The 17,367-nt window shown below is 65.6% G+C and carries 16 protein-coding genes and 1 pseudogene; 6 read left to right on the forward strand and 11 right to left on the reverse strand.

All coding sequences use genetic code 11. The features are described from left to right. Positions 1-23 precede the first annotated feature (23 nt). Positions 24-995, forward strand: coding sequence for a thymidylate synthase (locus tag U4Y90_RS09750; RefSeq protein ID WP_321794368.1), 972 nt, complete (start codon positions 24-26; stop codon positions 993-995). Positions 996-1,060: 65 nt separating this feature from the next. On the opposite strand, the gene U4Y90_RS09755 is transcribed toward U4Y90_RS09750, so the two are convergent. Next, complete coding sequence (locus tag U4Y90_RS09755; protein ID WP_321794369.1) at positions 1,061-3,166, reverse strand: DUF6600 domain-containing protein; 2,106 nt, start codon at positions 3,164-3,166, stop codon at positions 1,061-1,063. Between the two features lie 134 nt (positions 3,167-3,300). Beyond that, the gene (locus U4Y90_RS09760; RefSeq protein ID WP_321794370.1) at positions 3,301-4,050 is read right to left on the reverse strand and encodes a helix-turn-helix transcriptional regulator; all 750 of its coding nucleotides are present in this window, start codon (positions 4,048-4,050) and stop codon (positions 3,301-3,303) included. Between the two features lie 143 nt (positions 4,051-4,193). Here U4Y90_RS09760 and U4Y90_RS09765 point away from each other — a divergent pair, with 143 nt between their 5' ends. Both U4Y90_RS09765 and U4Y90_RS09770 read left to right on the forward strand, forming a co-directional pair. Beyond that, positions 4,194-4,331 (forward strand): hypothetical protein, encoded by a 138-nt coding sequence (locus U4Y90_RS09765; RefSeq protein WP_321794371.1) that lies wholly within the window; start codon positions 4,194-4,196, stop codon positions 4,329-4,331. Positions 4,332-4,383: 52 nt separating this feature from the next. Beyond that, a complete protein-coding gene (locus tag U4Y90_RS09770) occupies positions 4,384-4,905 on the forward strand; it encodes an acyl-CoA thioesterase (RefSeq protein WP_321794372.1) in 522 nt (173 codons plus the stop codon). Between the two features lie 30 nt (positions 4,906-4,935). On the opposite strand, the gene fumC is transcribed toward U4Y90_RS09770, so the two are convergent. From fumC to U4Y90_RS09790, 4 genes are all read right to left on the reverse strand, one after another. Further along, complete coding sequence (gene fumC, locus U4Y90_RS09775) at positions 4,936-6,342, reverse strand: class II fumarate hydratase (RefSeq protein ID WP_321794373.1); 1,407 nt, start codon at positions 6,340-6,342, stop codon at positions 4,936-4,938. Between the two features lie 25 nt (positions 6,343-6,367). Then, positions 6,368-8,050, reverse strand: a complete 1,683-nt coding sequence (locus tag U4Y90_RS09780; protein ID WP_321794374.1) for a phospholipase D family protein — start codon at positions 8,048-8,050, stop codon at positions 6,368-6,370. Between the two features lie 320 nt (positions 8,051-8,370). After that, positions 8,371-9,819: an MATE family efflux transporter gene (locus U4Y90_RS09785; RefSeq protein WP_321794375.1), complete on the reverse strand. Its 1,449-nt coding sequence runs from the start codon at positions 9,817-9,819 to the stop codon at positions 8,371-8,373. 250 nt (positions 9,820-10,069) lie between these two features. Then, positions 10,070-10,291 (reverse strand): RNA-binding S4 domain-containing protein, encoded by a 222-nt coding sequence (locus tag U4Y90_RS09790; RefSeq protein ID WP_321794376.1) that lies wholly within the window; start codon positions 10,289-10,291, stop codon positions 10,070-10,072. Between the two features lie 301 nt (positions 10,292-10,592). Between U4Y90_RS09790 and U4Y90_RS09795 the strand changes: the two genes are divergently transcribed. The 3 genes and pseudogenes from U4Y90_RS09795 to U4Y90_RS09805 all read left to right on the forward strand — a co-directional run bounded on the left by U4Y90_RS09795 (position 10,593) and on the right by U4Y90_RS09805 (position 13,598). After that, a complete protein-coding gene (locus U4Y90_RS09795; RefSeq protein ID WP_321794377.1) occupies positions 10,593-10,997 on the forward strand; it encodes a hypothetical protein in 405 nt (134 codons plus the stop codon). 61 nt (positions 10,998-11,058) lie between these two features. Next, positions 11,059-11,316 (forward strand): hypothetical protein, encoded by a 258-nt coding sequence (locus tag U4Y90_RS09800; RefSeq protein ID WP_321794378.1) that lies wholly within the window; start codon positions 11,059-11,061, stop codon positions 11,314-11,316. Positions 11,317-11,467: 151 nt separating this feature from the next. Beyond that, positions 11,468-13,598, forward strand: a pseudogene (locus U4Y90_RS09805) (ATP-dependent helicase). Here the strand turns inward: U4Y90_RS09805 and U4Y90_RS09810 are convergent. The 5 genes from U4Y90_RS09810 to U4Y90_RS09830 all read right to left on the reverse strand — a co-directional run bounded on the left by U4Y90_RS09810 (position 13,595) and on the right by U4Y90_RS09830 (position 17,067). Further along, entirely contained in the window at positions 13,595-14,359 is a 765-nt protein-coding gene (locus U4Y90_RS09810; protein ID WP_321794379.1) for a DUF4088 family protein, read from the reverse strand. The pseudogene U4Y90_RS09805 and the gene U4Y90_RS09810 sit on opposite strands and share 4 nt — an antisense overlap. A 154-nt stretch (positions 14,360-14,513) precedes the next feature. Beyond that, complete coding sequence (locus U4Y90_RS09815; protein ID WP_321794380.1) at positions 14,514-14,837, reverse strand: AzlD domain-containing protein; 324 nt, start codon at positions 14,835-14,837, stop codon at positions 14,514-14,516. Continuing rightward, the gene (locus tag U4Y90_RS09820; protein WP_321794587.1) at positions 14,834-15,535 is read right to left on the reverse strand and encodes an AzlC family ABC transporter permease; all 702 of its coding nucleotides are present in this window, start codon (positions 15,533-15,535) and stop codon (positions 14,834-14,836) included. Before U4Y90_RS09820 ends, U4Y90_RS09815 begins: the two co-directional genes overlap by 4 nt. A gap of 158 nt (positions 15,536-15,693) precedes the next feature. After that, positions 15,694-16,515 (reverse strand): AraC family transcriptional regulator, encoded by an 822-nt coding sequence (locus U4Y90_RS09825; protein ID WP_321794381.1) that lies wholly within the window; start codon positions 16,513-16,515, stop codon positions 15,694-15,696. A 75-nt stretch (positions 16,516-16,590) separates the two neighbouring features. Then, on the reverse strand, positions 16,591-17,067 hold the full coding sequence (locus tag U4Y90_RS09830) for a CreA family protein (RefSeq protein ID WP_321794382.1): 477 nt from the start codon (positions 17,065-17,067) through the stop codon (positions 16,591-16,593). Positions 17,068-17,367 lie beyond the last annotated feature (300 nt).

The following is a 17,367-nucleotide window of genomic DNA, read 5'->3' on the forward strand; positions in this document are numbered from 1 at the left end:
CAGCGTATCCCAGGGAACATCGAATGAAACAGTATCTCGAGCTCGTCCAGACGATTCTCGATACCGGCACTTGGCAGGAAAACCGCACGGGCATCCGCACGATCAGCATTCCCGGCGCGATGCTGCGTTTCGACTTGCAACAGGGTTTCCCGGCTGTGACCACGAAAAAGCTCGCGTTCAAGTCGGCGATCGGCGAGTTGGTGGGCTTTCTGCGTGCGTCGAAGAGCGCGGCCGACTTTCGCGCGCTCGGCTGCAAGGTCTGGGACGCCAACGCGAACGAGAACCCGCAATGGCTCGAAAATCCGTATCGGCAAGGTCCGGACGACCTCGGCGACGTCTACGGCGTGCAGTGGCGCAAATGGCCCGCGTACAAGCTCGTCGACGCCTGCGCGGGCGATCAGATCGCCGACGCCACGAATCGCGGCTTCCAGCTCGTGACGAGCTTCGTCGAAAACGGGCGCGAACAAGTGCTGCTGTACAAGGCGATCGACCAGTTGCGCCAGTGTCTCGACACGATCATCGAGCGCCCGACCGACCGGCGAATTCTGTTCCACGCGTGGAATCCGGCGAAGCTCGACGAGATCGCGCTGCCCGCCTGCCACCTGCTGTATCAGTTCATCCCGAACGCGGTGACGCGCGAGATTTCGCTGTGTCTGTATATCCGCAGCAATGACGTCGGGCTCGGCACGCCGTTCAATCTGACCGAGGGCGCGGCGCTGCTGCATCTGGTCGGCCGGCTGACGGGCTACACGCCGCGCTGGTTCACGTATTTCATCGGCGATGCACACATCTACGAGAATCAGCTCGACATGCTGCACGAGCAACTCAAGCGCGAGCCGCTGCCGTCGCCGCAGTTGATCATCTCGGATCGCGTACCGGACTACGCAGTGACGAAACGCTACGAGCCGGAGTGGCTGGAGAAGATCGAGCCGAAGGATTTCGCGCTCGAAGGGTACAAGCACCACGACGCGCTCACGGCGCCGATGGCGGTGTAGGTCGCGCTTCGTCGATTCGCACGAGAAACGCGCGGCTTCGGGCCGCGCGTTTTGCGTTTACGGCTTCAGCTTCGATGGTGCTCGTTGCCGCCGCCGTGCTGCGGCTGTTGCGGCTGCTGTGGTTGTTGCGCCTGTTGAGGCTGCTGATGCTGCTCCTGATGCGGCATCTGCGGCGGCGCCTGACGCGCTTCCTGATGCATCGGCTGATGCGGCGGCTCCTGGCGGACCTGTGGCCGCTGCGCTTCCTGCTGCGGGCGAGGCGGCGGCGCCTCATGACGCGGCGGCTCGACGCGGGCCGGCCGATACGCTTCCTGCTGCGGCTGACGTTGCTGCGGTGCGGGCGGCGCGTGGCTGGGCTGCGGCTGCATCGCGAGCATCGGCGTGCCGGGGGCGCCGTGGTCGAAACGTGGCGCGTTGCTGGCGTGCGACGCCATCGGCGGCTGTCCCTGTTGCGGCAGCCTGCCCGGCTGGAAGGCCTGCTGCGGCATGCGCGGCTCGTTCGGAACGGCGTGTCCGTGCGATGGCTCCCCGTGCGAAAAGCGCGGATCGCCGCCGCTGAACCGAGACGCCTGAGGCGGACGCGGTACGCCGTTTCCATGCGGCTGCATCGGCTGCGCGGGGGCGGGCGTGCCGCCGCCCGCGATGACCGAGCGCGCTGGCCCGTGGGTCGCCACGAGATGCACTGGCTCGCTGCGGGCATCGGGCCCATGCCTGTCGCGATCCTGCTGCGGGAATCTGTCATGGAAAGCGGGCGGCGCGACCGGCGCGCGCGTCGCGACCACCGGACGTCCGAACCCGCCCTGCGGCGGCCGGTAATCCGCGCGGCGCGCTCCGGGTGCGAAGCTGTCGCGCGTCGGCGCGATGCCCGGTGCGCCTGCAAAAAAGCGCGGATTGCGCCAGCGCGACGGATCGACCGCATACGGTTGACGTCCTACCGGCTGGCCATGCACGAACGTGTTCGCCGGCACGGCCGTCAGCCCGCGCGGCGCGCGATAGTTGACGTACGTATTGTTCACGTAGACGTTGCGGTTCACGCGCTCGTAGTAGCGCGGACTCCAGCCATCGTGACGCGGACGCCACGCTTCGCGCGGCCCGAGCGGGAACCATGCGACGCCCGCCGCCGCGATGCCGCCGACGGTCAGTGCGACGTTCCAGTCGACGGCGCTCCCGCCGTCGCCGACGAACGCGACGAGCGCGGGCGAATACGCGGGCGGCGCGCTCACGGCCATCGGACCGGGCACCCACGCCCACTGCGACCCGACATACGCCCAGCGGCCGTAGTGATACGGCGCGAAGCCCCACGGCGCATCGTCGATCCAAGTCCAGCCCCACGGTTCCTGCCATGCCCAGTGCCCCTGCCGATACGGCGCCCAGTCGGCGGAAACGGCATTCGGCACCCAGACCGGCCCGTACGACGGATCGCTGCGCCACGTGCCGTTGGCATCGAGATCCTGATAACCGGGGATGTCGCGCGACACGTATTGCGCCGAAACCGAGCGGTCTTCGGAGGCATCGCGGCCCGCAGCCCACTGATCGAATGCGTCCGGCGCGGGCGCCGCATTCGCCGATGCCTGTTGCAGGTTCGTGCCCTCGAACGTCATCTGCTGGCCGCCCGCGAGCTGCACCGCGCCGCCGTCGCCGTAAGCGGTGACGCCGCCGTTTCGCACCGTCACGGTGGTCGCGCGGCCATCGGGCGCAACGTCCACGCGCACCTCGCCGGGCGTCGTGATCGCAAGCGCGGCGTTGGGCGTGTCGATTTCATAGCGGCTACCCGGCGGCAGTTCACGCACGCGGGTCGACAGCGTTCCTTGTGCGACCTTGAGCTGAGCGGTGTTGTCGTCGAGCGCGAGCACCGAGAGAGCCGTCGATGAGCCGAGCCGCACCGCCGTCGAGCCGATATGCAGTTCCGAGCGCGCGTTCTCGTCGTTCCAGAGTTGATCGCCCGTCGTGAGCGGACGATTGATCTGCGCGTAGGACCAGTCGCCCGCGCCCGCGGGTTCGGTCGTCACGGTCCCGGCCATATAGTTCAGCCTGGCGATGCGCCCGGGGGGATCGCTCTGTTCCGCCTGCGCCGACACTGCGGACGGTGTCTGTGCGAACGCGGTGAGCCCCGATGTCGACAAAAGCGCACACACGGTGGCGGTGGCGGCGGCGACGGCCTTGATTTTCATTGCATTCTCCGGCGGCCGCGCGCGCGTCTCGTTCGACGCTGTGGGTCCGCGAGGCCTACCGGATCAATGTATCGCCCGCGCCTGTATCCGTACGATGCCGTTTGTAACGGCGCGCAGGCGCGCGTAACAAAGCTTTATCGCGGGGACAGGAAGTCCTCGAAGTGCCGATGCCCGGCCGGCGTCACGCGCAACACGCGACGCCTCGCCGTGTGCTCGATCCAGCCATGCGACTCGCACGCTTCGAGGAACGCCGCGCCGAGCGCGCCGCCCAGATGCGGCCGTCGCTCGCTCCAGTCGATGCACGTGCACGCGAAGCGCCGCCGCCGCGCGCGCTGCGCTTTCAGGTCGATGCCCAGCCCGGCGAACGCTTGCGCGCCTTCCGGCGTCGCATCGAGCGCGGTGGGACCGTGAACCTCATCGTGATCATCGGCGGCGGCGAGCCAGTTGCGCGCGATCATCCGGTCGAAGATCCGCACCGCCAGTTCGCCCGCGAGATGATCGTAACAAGTGCGCGCGAAACGCATTTCCAGCGGCACGGCCGAAGGCGGGCGTTCCGGTGCGCGCTGCGGCGCGCTCGCCCGCGCGAGATTGGCGAGCGCCTCGATGGCCGCGGCGATATCCGGCGTCGCGATGCGATAGTAGCGATGTCGACCGCTCACTTCGAGCGCGAGCAGTCCGCCTTCGGTCAACCGCGCGAGATGTCCGCTCGCCGCCGAAGGCGACAGCCCCGCGATCATCGTCAGCTCGCCGGCCGGGCGCGCGGTGCCGTCCATCAGCGACCAGAGCATGGCGGCGCGCCCCGGATCGGCGATCAGCGCGCCGATGCGCGACAGTCCGGGGAAATGGCGCACGCGGGAATCGGCGTCGTCGAGGGCGGCGTTCATGGCGATGTCCGTATCGGTGAAGGTTCGATGGTTCCACTCTAGCCCGCCTCTCGCAACCGACGTTTCACCGCGACACGAAATGTCGATGCGCGAAGCGCAGCGCTAGAATGACCGCTGGCATTTCGAAGCTGCAGGAGGTTTCCATGTCCAGATTCATTCTCGCTAGCGTAATGGGCGCTCTCGTGCTCCTGGCGGGCTGCGCGGGCGGGCCGTCATCGGCGGGCGGCGGCAGCATCACGATGTACGGCACGATCGATCAGGGCATCACCGTCCACGATTGAATATTGCCGACCCTATAATCGGCATTCAATTTCCGCATCCGACGGGCCTCCCATGAATACGCCGACCTCATCTTCCATTCCCGCGGTCCCGAAAAGCCGCGCCGAAACCACCTTCCGCTTTCTCGCCGAGCCCACCTCGGTGAACTTCGGCGGCAAGGTGCACGGTGGCGCGCTGATGAAATGGATCGACGAGACCGCCTACGCCTGCGCCGCGATGTGGTCCGGACGCTACGCGGTGACGGTCAGCGTCGGCAATATCCGCTTCCGGCGGCCGATTCTCGTCGGCAATCTGGTCGAGTTGCGCGCGCGCGTCGTGACGACGGGGCGCACCAGCATGCACATCCACATTTCCGTGCACGCGGGCGATCCTAAAGTCGGCGAGCTTCAGCAGACGACCGATTGCCTGATGGTCTTCGTCGCCGTCGATGAAAAAGGGCAGCCCACGCCCGTGCCTTCGTTCGTGCCGGAGACGGAGGAGGAAAAGCGTCTCGCGAAGTACGCGATGGACGTGAAGGATGCGCTCGACGCGATCGTCGAGCTGAAGCCGGAAGAGGTCGCGGCGGGGAAGGTCTGATCCCGCCGCCTTCGTCGGTCGAGGGAGCGGCTACTTCTTTCCCACCATGTCGCCCGGCTTGACCCATTCGTCGAACTGCTGCTCGGTCACGTGACCGAGCGCGAGCGCGGCGGCCTTGAGCGTCGTGCCTTCCTTGTGCGCCTTCTTCGCGATCTGGGCGGCCTTGTCGTAACCGATGTGCGGATTCAGTGCCGTCACGAGCATCAGCGATTCGTTGAGCAGGCTGTCGATGCGCTTCTCGTTCGGCTCGATGCCCACCGCGCAGTTGTCGTTGAAGCTTTGCGCGCCGTCCGCGAGCAGCCGGACGGATTGCAGCACGTTGTGCGCGATCATCGGGCGGAACACATTCAGCTCGAAGTTGCCGCTCGCGCCGCCGAAGTTCACCGCGACATCGTTGCCGAACACCTGGCAGCACAGCATGGTCACGGCTTCGGATTGCGTCGGGTTCACCTTGCCCGGCATGATCGAGCTGCCCGGCTCGTTCTCCGGAATCGACAGCTCTCCGAGCCCGCAGCGCGGTCCGCTCGCGAGCCAGCGGATGTCGTTCGCGATCTTCATCATTCCCGCCGCGACTGTTTTCAACGCGCCGTGCGCGGCGACGAGCGCATCGGCGGCTGCCATCACCTCGAACTTGTTGGGCGCGGTCTCGAAGGGCAGGCCGGTGAGCTTGCCGATCGCCTGCGCGACCTTCGTCGCGAATTCCGGATGCGCGTTCAGTCCCGTGCCGACCGCCGTGCCGCCCTGCGCGAGCTGATACAGGTGCGGCAGCGTCGCCTCCACATGCCGGATGCCCTGATCCAGTTGCGCGACGTAGCCGGAAAACTCCTGGCCGAGCGTGAGCGGTGTCGCGTCCTGCAGATGCGTGCGGCCGATCTTCACGATCTTGTCGAACGCCTTCGCTTTCTTGTCGAGCGTATCGCGCAGCGTCTTGAGCGACGGAATCAGATGCTTCGTGATCGCGACCGCCGCGGCGACGTGCATCGCCGTCGGGAACACGTCGTTCGACGACTGGCCGCGATTCACGTCGTCGTTCGGATGCACGAGGCGCTCCTCGCCGCGCGGGCCGCCCATGATTTCGCTCGCGCGATTGGCGATCACCTCGTTCAGGTTCATGTTGGTCTGCGTGCCCGAGCCCGTCTGCCACACGGCCAGCGGAAACTCGTCGGGATGCTTGCCGTCGATGATTTCCTCGGCGGCCTGAATGATCGCCTTCGCCTTCTTCGCCTCGAGCACCTTCAGCCCTTCGTTCACGTCGGCGGCCGCGTGCTTGATCATCGCGAGTGCCGTGATCAGTTCGGGCGACTGCTTTTCCGTCGAAATCTTGAAGTTCTGCAGCGAGCGCTGCGTCTGCGCGCCCCAAAGCTTGCCGTTCGGCACGGCGATCTCGCCGAACGTGTCTTTCTCCATCCGTACGTCGCCCTTCGCATCTTGTGACATGGCGTGAGTTCCCTTCGAAGTTGGATCAAAGCTCCTTGTCGACGGGCAGCAGCATGAAGAGGCCCGTCATCGCATTGCGATAAAAACCCGCCTCCGGATCGAAATTGTAGGTGACGAGACTGCCGTTTTCCTCGGCGGTCCAGACGAGGCCCGACTGCGGCGCGCCCGTGCGCCGAAGCGACTCGGTCACCGCCGCGCTCGCGAGCTGCACCTGCCAGCTGATCTTCGGCGAGATGCCGTGCTCGAACAATTTGGCGGCTTCCTCGGCGATCGGTTTGCTGTGGATGACCAGCGCGAGTTCGGTGTTCAGCTTCGCCGAGCGCGGGTCCAGATTCATGGAGCCGATCACGAGGATACTCCGATCGATCACATAGGCCTTCGCATGCAGGCTCGCGCGCGACTGCGAACCAAACAGTCCCGCCCGCGGGCTGCTTTCGCCTTCGGCCTGAATCGGTTTGAATTCGTACAGTTCGACGCCGTTTTGCAGCATCGAGACGCGATACGGCGCATAGCCGGCCTGCACCGCGACGGCATCGGTCGCGGCGAGCGAATTCGTCAGCACCGCGACGCGCATGTGGCGCTTCGTCAGATCGGCGAGCGCCTTCACGCCGGTGTCGTGCGGCACGAAGTAGGGCGACAGGATCAGGAATTCGCTCTTCGCGTCCTTCAGCAGATCGATGAGGCGCTGCATCGGCGGGCTTTGATAGTCGTCGCTCGGGTGCTCGATCTTCGACGGCGAATCGACCCGGAATTCCGTCGGCGCCCACACGAGGCCCATTTCCTCGCGTGCAATCTGCTGCGCGAGCGGAGTCGCGTTGAGCGGCTTCGCGTTCAGCGGATCGGCCTGCGCGCGCCAGTGGGCGCGCAGGTCGTCGCGCGTCTTGTCGAGCTCCGACGGATCGAACTTCTGCTTGTTCAACGCGCGCAGCGGATAGGCGAGCGAGCTGTTCCAGTATTCGTCGAAGCTCGCGGAGATTTTCTGCGTCACCGGGCCGGCGGCGAAGACATCGAGATCGCGGAACTGCAGCGTCGGGCTCGCGCTGAAGTATTCGTCGCCGAGATTGCGCCCGCCGACGATCGCAATCTGGTTGTCCGCGATCATCGCCTTGTTGTGCATGCGGCGCGTGAAATGGCTGAGGTTCGTGAAAAAATTCTGCGTGCGCTCGGAGAAGCTGCGTTGCGCGCTGCCGAACGGATTGAAGACGCGGATCTCGATGTTGTCGTGCGAATTGAGCGCAGCCATGATCTGGTCGATGTCCTTGAAGTTCAGATCATCGACCAGCATGCGCACACGCACGCCGCGATCCGCCGCGTACAGCGCCGCGCCGAGCAGCAGCTTGCCGGTGTTGTCCTCGTTGGCGATGTAGTACTGCATGTCGAGCGTCTTCGTCGCCGCGCGCGCGAGCGCGATGCGGGCCTGAAGCGCGTCGGTGCCGGTCGGCAGCAGGCGCACGGCGGACTGATCGGGATGCTGCTTTTCCAACGGCGCGAGCGCGCTCGCGAGCGGCGTCGCTTCGTCCGGCGACAACGCGCGGCTCACCGGCCGATCGAGCGCCGTCGCGGGCGGGCGCGTCGCACAGCCGGCGACGAGCGACGTCATCGTCAGGACGACGGCCGCATGACGTATGGCGGCGCTGACGCTTCGTTTCGGCGTGACGCGCTGCGCCGTGTTTCGCTGATTTCCGTCACGCCCCGCAACTTCCCACATCCCCCGGCTTTCCGACACTTCGATTCCTCGTTCTGATCGTCGCGACTCGGCGCGCTTCGACGTTTTCGCGTTTGCGGCACGATGTAGCAAGAAGCGTTCTCGCGCCGAATCTCGAATTTATTCTATGGGAAATCGGAAATGCAGCGAATGTCGGGCTGTGCGATGGCGTACAGGCGAAAAAAAAGCCCGCTGGCTGAAGCGGGCTTACAACCCCTGTCACAGATGTCTCAAGGAGGAGACGGGTTCATCGTAGCAATGCGGTTCGCGCGGACCAACCAAGCATTCGTGCTATGCAAATCGGCGCGCGGCGCCTGTGCTTATCAAACGTGGCCGTGCGGCGCGGCGCTCGCGGCGTCGGCGTCGTCCGGCCGGGGCGCGACGCCCGTCTCGATGAAGCGCCGGCTGATGCGATGGAACCGCAGCGTCATCAGTACGGCGACGCTCGCGAGCCCGGCGGCCAGTCCCCACCACAGGCCCTTCGCACCGAGCTCGAAGTGGAATGCGAGCACATAGCCGGTCGGAAAGCCGACGCCCCAGTAGCCGAATGCGGCGGCGAGCATCGGGATGCGCGTGTCCTTCAGGCCGCGCAGGCAGCCGGAGCCGACCGTCTGCATGCCGTCGACGATCTGGAACACGGCCGCGACGCCGAGCAGCGACGCGGCGAGCGCGACGGTATGCGCGTTGGCGGCATCGTCGAGATTCAGATACAGGCCGACGATCACGCGCGGCACGGTGAGCAGCACGAGCCCCGAGCACATCATGAAGCCGACGCCCAGCGCGAGCGCGACGAAGCCCGCATGACGCGCCGCGACCGGCACACCCGCGCCGACCCAGTAGCCGACGCGCACGTTCGCCGCCTGGCCGATCGCGAGCGGCACCATGAACGCGACCGACGCGACGTTGAGCGCGATCTGGTGCGCGGCGAGCGGCGCTTCGCCGAGCAGGCCGACCATCATGCCGGTGGCGAGAAAGAGCGTCGATTCGACGCCGTAGGTGATGGCGACCGGCCAGCCGATGCCGAAGAGTTCGCCCATCAACGGCAGGCGCGGGCGCGCGCGCACGACGAAATGCCGGTAGCGCGGCCGCAGATGCAGCACGGCGACGAGCGCGATCGCGATGCCCCAGACGGTGATCGTGGTCGCGGCCGCCGAACCGAGAAAGCCTTCGCGCGGCAGGCCGTACGCGCCGTGGATCAGGCCGTAGTTGAGAAAGCCGTTGACGAACACGCCGCCGATCGAGATCCACAACAGCCTGCGCGCCGCGCCGATCGCCGGCAGGAACGCGCGCATCATCCCGACGCCGATCAGACTGCCCGGCGTCCCCCAGCGCAGCACGGCGCAGTATTCGCCCACGTTCTTCGCGAGCGTCGCGGGTTCGTTGAACGCGAGCAGGATCGGTTCGGCGTAGCTCAGCAGCACGAACGCGGGCACGGCGAGCAGCACGGAGAGCACGAGGCCCGTCCAGTAGATGCTCGGCACGCGGTCATCGTCGTTCGCGCCGCGCGCGTGCGCGACCGATACCGACACGGACGTCAGCACGCCCTGCAGCAGCGTCACGACGACGAAAAAGAGGTTCGCGCCGAGGCCGCCCGCGGCGAGCGCGTCGGGGCCGAGCGAGCCGAGCAGGATGGTGTCGGTGACGCCCATCGCCATCTGCGAGAGTTGCGCGATGGCGAGCGGCGCGGCGAGGCGCGCCGTGTCGACGGCGTGACGCGAGAGGCTCGGCGGTCCTTGATGTGCGCGCACGGCGCGCGTGACTTGGGGTTGCATGGTCGATCGACTGAAACAAGAGCGGCGCGTCAGTCGATGCACTGAGCGCCGCGGACTGGAAAGCGGAAGGGCACGAGGCGAAGCGCACGGCGCTTCATGCGCTGACGGAAGACCGACGCAGCAAACCCGGCGCTGAAACCAGAACGAAAGACGACTAGCTTATTGCGTCGCGCGCGGCATGTCGATCATGCGTTCACTTATGGCCGGATTTTCTCAATCGCGCGACGCGTTCGCGCAAGTCGCGGCGAACTTATTCCGGCGCGCGCACATGGATGGTCTGGCCATCGAGCTTCACCTTCTGACCCGCGCGGATCTTGCAGGTCTTGCGCGTCTCGACCTGACCGTCGACCGTGACGTCGCCCATCGCGACGCGCGCCTTCGCCGAGCCACCGCTATCGGCCAGTCCCATCAGTTTGAGCAGATTGTGAAGTTCGATGAAGTCGCCCGTGAGGGTGAATTGGAGTGGCGGCATGGGACGGGTGAAGCGCAAAACTCGGAAGGAAGCGTCAATGATAAACCACGTCCGGGCATGTGCCGTGCTGTGGGCATCGCGGGGACCGGTAAACGGAACGCAAGCGGGCTGGTTGGCAAATGTAGCCAGATGAAACGGTCGGTAACAATGACTGGCTTTCGAGAACTCGCGCAATCGTCGGCCGGTCCGACCGTTTGATCGATGCAGCTTCGGTCATCTTTCCAATCGACAAAAGTCGCGCGGATCGCTCGCTCCACGTATCCAGAGCGCCGCCGACGCCAACTAAAGAGAGGACTAGCTCATGACTCGTGCACGAATCCTATTGATCGGCTCCGCCATCGCCACGTTCGCCGCCTCGGGCGCCTACGCGCAGACCGCGACTCAGCCTGAACCTGTCCAGCCCCAGGCGATGCAAGCCCAGACCATGCAGCCGATGGCGCCGCCGCAGCAGAACGTCGTCGCGCCGGCGCCGACCGATCCGCTGGTTCAGCGCCGCAACGCGAACGCGCAGGCGAACGCGGAATATCGCGCGTCGAAGAAGGCGTCGAAGGCCGAGCTGAAGGCGCAGAACCAGCAAGCCAAGGCGCAGTACAAGGAAGAGGTGCAGAACGCGAAGATCAACCGCAAGGCGGACAAGGACGCCGCCAAGGCCGAACTGAACGCGACCGAGCCGAACGCGCCGAAGGACGCCGGCCTGCAGCACTGAGCGTGATGCGCCGCGAGGCCGCGCCGTGCGGCGCTCGCGGCATCGAAACAGGGAGAACGCCATGAATCGAAAAACCCATGCACTGCTGGCCACGCTGATCGCGGGAACGTTCGCGAGCGCGAGCGTGGCATCGTTCGCGCAGACGACGTCCGACGCGCCGACCGCCGCCGACCAGAAGGCCGCGAAGGAACAGACCAAGGCGGACAAGAAGGCGGCCGTCGCGCAAGCCAAGGCCGACAAGAAAAAGACCGAGGCGCAGTCCGAAGCGAACGAAGCGGCCGCCGACGCGAAGCTGAAGAACGCGAAGAAGGCGGATTGACCCGCGCACTTCGTAGCGATGCGAGCCTGGTCTCCTGTGAGCCGGGCTCGTTGCATTTGGGGACAAAAGCCTAGCTGATCCAAGGACTTGCGCGCGCGGGTTGTATGGATATACAGTGTGCGTCACTCATTTGCCGCCGCCTCGTCCTCACGTGCTCACGCTTTCCGACACCGCCGATCCCGCCGCCGACTCCACCGCGAAACAAGTGGCCGACTACCTCGCGAAGCTTAACGAGGCGCAGCGGCAGGCCGTCGAATTCGGCGTCGGCGAACCGGGAAGGGCGGGCGGCCCGTTGCTCGTGATCGCGGGTGCGGGCTCGGGCAAGACCAACACGCTTGCCCATCGCGTCGCGCATCTGCTGGTGAAGGGCGCCGATCCGCATCGCATCCTGCTGCTCACGTTTTCGCGCCGCGCTGCGCTCGAAATGACGCGGCGCGTGTCGCGCATCGCGACGAACGCGCTCGGCACGCGCAGCGCCATCGCGCAGGGCCTCACGTGGTCGGGCACGTTCCACAGCGTCGGCGCGCGGCTCCTGCGCGATTACGCCGATCTCGTCGGGCTCGCGCCGTCGTTCACGATCAACGATCGCGAGGATTCGGCCGATCTGATGAATCTCGTGCGGCACGAGCTCGGGCTGTCGTCGAAAGAAAAGCGCTTTCCCGCGAAATCGACGTGCTTCGCGATCTACTCGCGCGTCGTCAACACCGGCGCCACGCTGGCGACCGTGCTCGATCAGTTCTACCCGTGGTGCCGCGAATGGGAAGCCGACCTGAAGCGCCTCTTCGCCGCGTATGTCAGCGCGAAACAGGCGCAAAGCGTGCTCGATTACGACGACCTGCTGCTCTACTGGTCGCATCTCGCGGCGGAGCCTTCGGTTGCGGCGGATCTGGCGAGCCGCTTCGATCACGTGCTCGTCGACGAATATCAGGACACCAACCGCCTGCAGGCGTCGATCCTGCTCGCGATGAAACCGGACGGGCGCGGCCTCACCGTCGTCGGCGACGATGCGCAGTCCATCTACTCGTTTCGCGGCGCGACCGTGCGCAACATCCTCGATTTTCCCGGCCATTTCGATCCGCCCGCGGCAACCGTCACGCTCGATCGCAACTATCGCTCGACGTTGCCGATTCTGGAGGCGTCGAACGCGGTGATCGGGCTCGCGTCCGAGCGATACACGAAGAACCTGTGGACCGACAAGGCATCGGCGCAAAAGCCGCGCGTCGTTTCCGTCGCGGATGAAGCCGATCAGGCGCGCTATGTCGTCGAGAAAGTGCTCGAAGCGCGCGAGTCGGGCATGAAGCTGAAGGCGCAGGCGGTGCTGTTCCGCGCCGCGCATCACAGCGCGACGCTCGAAATCGAACTCACGCGCCGGAACATTCCGTTCGTGAAGTTCGGCGGCCTGAAGTTTCTCGATTCCGTCCACGTGAAGGACGTCCTCGCGGTGCTGCGCTGGGCGGAAAATCCGCGCGATCGCGTCGCGGGCTTTCGGGTCGCGCAATTGATGCCGGGCATCGGACCGGCCATCGCCGGACGCTTGCTGGATTGCGTGAGCGCGCCCGATACGGTCGCATCGAACGCGATCGCCGCGTTCCAGGCGCCCGCGAAAGCCAGTGAGGACTGGCCGCGTTTCGTCGGGCTGATGGCGAAGCTCTGCGGCCGCGAATCCGGCTAACCCCGCCGAATTCGAAATGATCCGCCGCTGGTACGAGCCACATCTTGAACGCAATCACGAGGACGCCGCGATCCGTATCGGCGACGTGCTGCAAATGGAAAGCATCGCGTCCACATATCCCACGCGCGAGCGCTTTCTCACGGAACTCACGCTCGATCCGCCCGATGCGACGAGCGACGAATCCGGCGTGCCGATGCTCGACGAGGACTATCTGATTCTCTCGACCATCCACTCGGCAAAGGGCCAGGAATGGCGCAACGTGTTCGTGCTGAACGGCGTGGACGGCTGCATTCCGTCCGATCTCGGCACGGGCAGCGACGAGGAAATCGATGAGGAACGGCGGCTGTTATACGTCGCGATGACGCGCGCGAAGGAGGATCTGCACATCATCACGCCGCAGCGATTCCATGTGCACAACCAGACGCATCTCGGCGACCGGCACGTGTGGGCGCAGCGCACGCGTTTCATTCCGCAGCATCTGATGCAGAGCTTCGAAGCGGCCGCGTGGCCGCCGGTGATCGCGCCCGCCGCGCCGACGGCGGCGGGACTGGCGGCGGCCGCGAAAGCGAAGATCGATATCGCGGCGCGGCTGAAGGGAATGTGGGACTAACGCGGCGCGCGTGAGGTCCGCGGCGCGCGCGGCGACGGCGAGAAGATGCTGCGCAGCCACGCAGCGAAGCGCGTGAAGCCGTCGTAAGGCTCTTCGATGAAAAGCTCCGGCCGCAACGCGCGCAGATATTCCAGCACTTGCTGCGCTTCCTGCTTCTGGATCGAGCCGTAGACGATGCCGAGGCGCAACAGGCAGCGCAATTCGCCGAGCTTCTCGCGCGCGGTCGAGCCGACGCTCGTTTCCACCGAGATCTTCGTTTCGTACACACGCTGGCGCAGCGAATCGGCGAGACGCCATGCGGGCGTCTGCATCTTTTCCTCGACTTCGCGAATGTCCGCCGCCGCCGATTTGATCTGGGAGGCAAGCATGTCGACCTGCGACACGTCGCCGTTCGCTTCGGTGACGATGGCCGTCGCCCATTCGCGCGACGCCTTGATGAGATCCTCGGCGGTCCAGTCGGCGCGGATCGCGAACGCGAAGCCGTGCTCGGCCGCCTGCCGAATCAGGATTTCGACGACATCCGGAAACTCCTTGTCGAGCGCGCGTTTGGCCCACGCATACTGGCCGTGCGTGAGCATGCGCTGCACCGCCTGCTCGGTGAGCGGCGTGTTGTTGTCGAGCAGCTTCGCGCGCAGGAAGTCCTCGAACGACGGCGTGACGAATTGCGGATCGAGCTTCAGCGACAGCCGCGTGAACGCTTCGAAATCGCGCTGCAGCGAAGCAATCGTCTCGTCGCGTAACGAAAGGGTGATTTGACGCATGTTGGTTCCCGGTTCCGCCTCCGGATGTCCGAAGGCGGGAAATGCTGGCGGCTCCGCTTCTCGGGACGGAGTCCATTCGTTTCTGATATCGGCGCGATATCCGGGAACTTGAGGATTCTTCGATGCTTTTTGAAAGCCGATCGATGGAAAACGTTTAGCGCAGGACGGCGAACTGCCAGACGAAAAACACCGCGAGCGACACCGCAATCGTCAAAAGCGGCCGCTTCGTGAGCGCGCAAACGACAATCGCGACGATCGCCGCGACGAGCTGCGGATTGCGCCATGTGATTTCGGCGCCGTCGCCGTGCGGCGATACGGTCATCGGGACGATGATCGCGGTGAGCACCGTCACCGGCACGAACGAGAGCGCGGCGCGCACGATCGGCGGAAAGGGCAGGCGTTCGCCCAGCACGAACACGGCGGCGCGGATCACGAAGGTGACGGCGGCCATGCCGAAGATCAGCGTGACGTAGTTCATTGTGTGCGCTCCTTGGCGTTTTTCAGGCGATGCTTCCCCTGTGCCTTCGACTGCGGCCGGTTTTCCATCAGCGTGAGCGCCATGCCGACAGCGACGCCGACGAACACCGCGGCGAGCAGGCCGAGTTTGTACGGCCAGCCCTGCCACGCGAACGACAGCACGCCCGAGGCGAGCGCCGCCGCCACGAAGCGCACGGCGACGAGCTGCGGCACGATGATCGCGATGAACGTCGCGACCATCGCGAAGTCCAGACCGAGCGATTTCAGGCCGGGGAACGCCGCGCCGAACAGCAGGCCGAGGAGCGTCCACAACTGCCAGTTCAGATACATCGCGACGCCCGAGCCGAAGAAGTAATGCGGCCCGATCTCGCCCGGCGCGCGCTTCTGATAATGCGCGTAGGCGACGGCGAAGACTTCGTCGGTGAGGATGCCCGCGAGCGCCCAGCGCCAGCGGCGCGGCAGATGCGCGACGTAAGGCGCGAGCGTCGCGGAATAGAGCACGTGACGCAGATTGACGACGAGCGTCGTCGCCCAGATGACGGCGAAGCTCGCGTGCGATGCGATCAGACCGACCGCGATGAACTGCGCCGAGCCTGCGAATACGACGAGCGACATCAACTGGCCATGCCAGAGCGTGAGCGGACTTGCGGTGACGAGCGTGCCGAAGATCACGCCGAAGGGTGCGGCGCCGATCATCATCGGGATGGTGTCGCGGGCGCCGGCGGCGAATTCGCGCAGCGCGGCGCCGGACGGTTGTGCGGGTATTGCTTTCAAGATTTCCTCCTATGGAAGCGAGGATACGCAAAACATCGGTCTGAATGCTTGTACGTTCTTGCGCTTTCCGGGACGGCCAGAACTTAGCGCCAGCGGCCGGGCGGCACGCCGAACGTGCGCTTGAAATGGCGCGTGAAGTGGCTTTGATCCGTGAAGCCGCTCGCCGCCGCGACGTCGGTCACGGAGGCTCCCGCGCGCAAGGCCGGCAGCGCGCGCACGATGCGCATCTGGTTGCGCCACGCGTGCGGCGCGAGACCGGTCTCGCGCGTGAAGAGACGCGCCGCGTGAAACGTCGAGAGGCCGACCGTCTGCGCGAGCTCGGCGAGCGTGACCGGTTCGAGCAGATCGTCGGCGAGGCGGGATTTCATCGCGGTGACGCGGTGTGCATCGGCGGCGAGCGGAGCGATGTCCGGGCGTGCGAGCGCGTGGCGGCCGAGCAGCGTCGTCACGGCATCGACGAGCGCCAGTTCCGCGGCGAGCGGGTCCGCGCCGTTTTCCAGCAACCGGTGCGCGACGACCAGGCGCCGCGCCAGATCCGCATCGCGAATGATCTCGTCCGGAAACCACGGCGACGATTCCGGCCGGCCCGACATGTCCCGCGCCAGATTTTCGACGAACGGAACCGGCAGATAGAACACGCGGTAGCGCCAGCCCGCATCGACGGCCCGCGCGCCGGTATGCACTTCGCCCGGATTGATCACCGGCACCGAGCCGGCTTCGGCCACGTGATGCGTGCCGCGATAGTCGAAACATTCCGCGCCCGCTTCGATGACAGGCACCGTGTAGGCGTCGTGCCAGTGCGGCGAAAACTCGTGATCGTAGTATTCCGCCGTCACCATGTCCGCGTCCGGCACGAGCGGCGAGCGCCAGTAGCGTGCGGCATTGCGGAAACGGTCGGCATTCATGATCTGGCTATTTCGAGACAGGGCGGAATCGCCCAGTTTACAGCTTTGTTTCGCGCCGGGCCTGACAGTTGCGCGTCACTTCACCGGTATGGTCGTGCCCTCGGGCACCGGCACCGCCGTCACGCTGTTTTTCGGACTGCCGGTCGCGATGCGATCGCTGTACGTCAGATAGACGAGCGTGTTGCGCTTCGTATCGACGATCCGCACCACGTGCAGTGTCTTGAAGATGAAGGACATGCCGGCGGAGAAGACGTCGGTTTTTTGCTTGAGCGGCTCCGCGATCTTGATCGGGCCGACCTGACGGCAGGCAATCGACGCCTCGGTCGGGTCTTCGGCGATGCCCAGCGTGCCTTTGACGCCGCCCGTGCGAGCGCGGGACACGTAGCAGGTCACGCCCTGGACAAGCGGATCGTCATAAGCATCGACGCTCACGCGGTCCGAGCCGGTGAAGCGGAAGTTGGTGTTGACGCTGGCGATCTCCTCCGCGTGCGCGAGTCCCGCGCCGGAGAGAAGAGCGAGCGATGCGGCGAGTGCGAGGACGGAGCGGTTCATCGTCATCCTTCGAAAAAGAGAAAGGGCGTCGTATTGTATCGACGCCCTTGGCTCTTCGATGCATCTCACGCTCGCATGCGGTCAATGAAAGATCAGATAAAGAATGACCAGCACGATGACCGGCACGCCGAGCAGCCATCCGAGTAAGTAAGGCATGTCGTCCTCCTTCCCATGTTGTTGTCGACGGTTTCAGTATCGCGGGGACGCACGCCGCGCGTTAGCCGTGCGCGTCCGAAATCCGTGTAGGCGAAGTCCTATCATTACTTTCTTGTGGCTTACATATTCGTAATGTGATCGGAC

The sequence above is a fragment of the Caballeronia sp. J97 genome, from assembly GCF_905220305.1.
GTDB lineage: Bacteria > Pseudomonadota > Gammaproteobacteria > Burkholderiales > Burkholderiaceae > Caballeronia.

Bases quoted from the DNA above. Each gene is read 5' to 3' on its own strand.
- U4Y90_RS09780 (WP_321794374.1), bottom strand. From the start codon at position 8,050: ATGTGGGAAGTTGCGGGGCGTGACGGAAATCAGCGAAACACGGCGCAG.
- U4Y90_RS09830 (WP_321794382.1), bottom strand. From the start codon at position 17,067: ATGAACCGCTCCGTCCTCGCACTCGCCGCATCGCTCGCTCTTCTCTCC.
- U4Y90_RS09790 (WP_321794376.1), bottom strand. From the start codon at position 10,291: ATGCCGCCACTCCAATTCACCCTCACGGGCGACTTCATCGAACTTCAC.
- U4Y90_RS09795 (WP_321794377.1), top strand. From the start codon at position 10,593: ATGACTCGTGCACGAATCCTATTGATCGGCTCCGCCATCGCCACGTTC.
- U4Y90_RS09750 (WP_321794368.1), top strand. From the start codon at position 24: ATGAAACAGTATCTCGAGCTCGTCCAGACGATTCTCGATACCGGCACT.
- fumC (WP_321794373.1), bottom strand. From the start codon at position 6,342: ATGTCACAAGATGCGAAGGGCGACGTACGGATGGAGAAAGACACGTTC.
- U4Y90_RS09820 (WP_321794587.1), bottom strand. From the start codon at position 15,535: ATGATGATCGGCGCCGCACCCTTCGGCGTGATCTTCGGCACGCTCGTC.
- U4Y90_RS09815 (WP_321794380.1), bottom strand. From the start codon at position 14,837: ATGAACTACGTCACGCTGATCTTCGGCATGGCCGCCGTCACCTTCGTG.
- U4Y90_RS09825 (WP_321794381.1), bottom strand. From the start codon at position 16,515: ATGAATGCCGACCGTTTCCGCAATGCCGCACGCTACTGGCGCTCGCCG.
- U4Y90_RS09760 (WP_321794370.1), bottom strand. From the start codon at position 4,050: ATGAACGCCGCCCTCGACGACGCCGATTCCCGCGTGCGCCATTTCCCC.
- U4Y90_RS09800 (WP_321794378.1), top strand. From the start codon at position 11,059: ATGAATCGAAAAACCCATGCACTGCTGGCCACGCTGATCGCGGGAACG.
- U4Y90_RS09765 (WP_321794371.1), top strand. From the start codon at position 4,194: ATGTCCAGATTCATTCTCGCTAGCGTAATGGGCGCTCTCGTGCTCCTG.
- U4Y90_RS09770 (WP_321794372.1), top strand. From the start codon at position 4,384: ATGAATACGCCGACCTCATCTTCCATTCCCGCGGTCCCGAAAAGCCGC.
- U4Y90_RS09755 (WP_321794369.1), bottom strand. From the start codon at position 3,166: ATGAAAATCAAGGCCGTCGCCGCCGCCACCGCCACCGTGTGTGCGCTT.
- U4Y90_RS09785 (WP_321794375.1), bottom strand. From the start codon at position 9,819: ATGCAACCCCAAGTCACGCGCGCCGTGCGCGCACATCAAGGACCGCCG.
- U4Y90_RS09810 (WP_321794379.1), bottom strand. From the start codon at position 14,359: ATGCGTCAAATCACCCTTTCGTTACGCGACGAGACGATTGCTTCGCTG.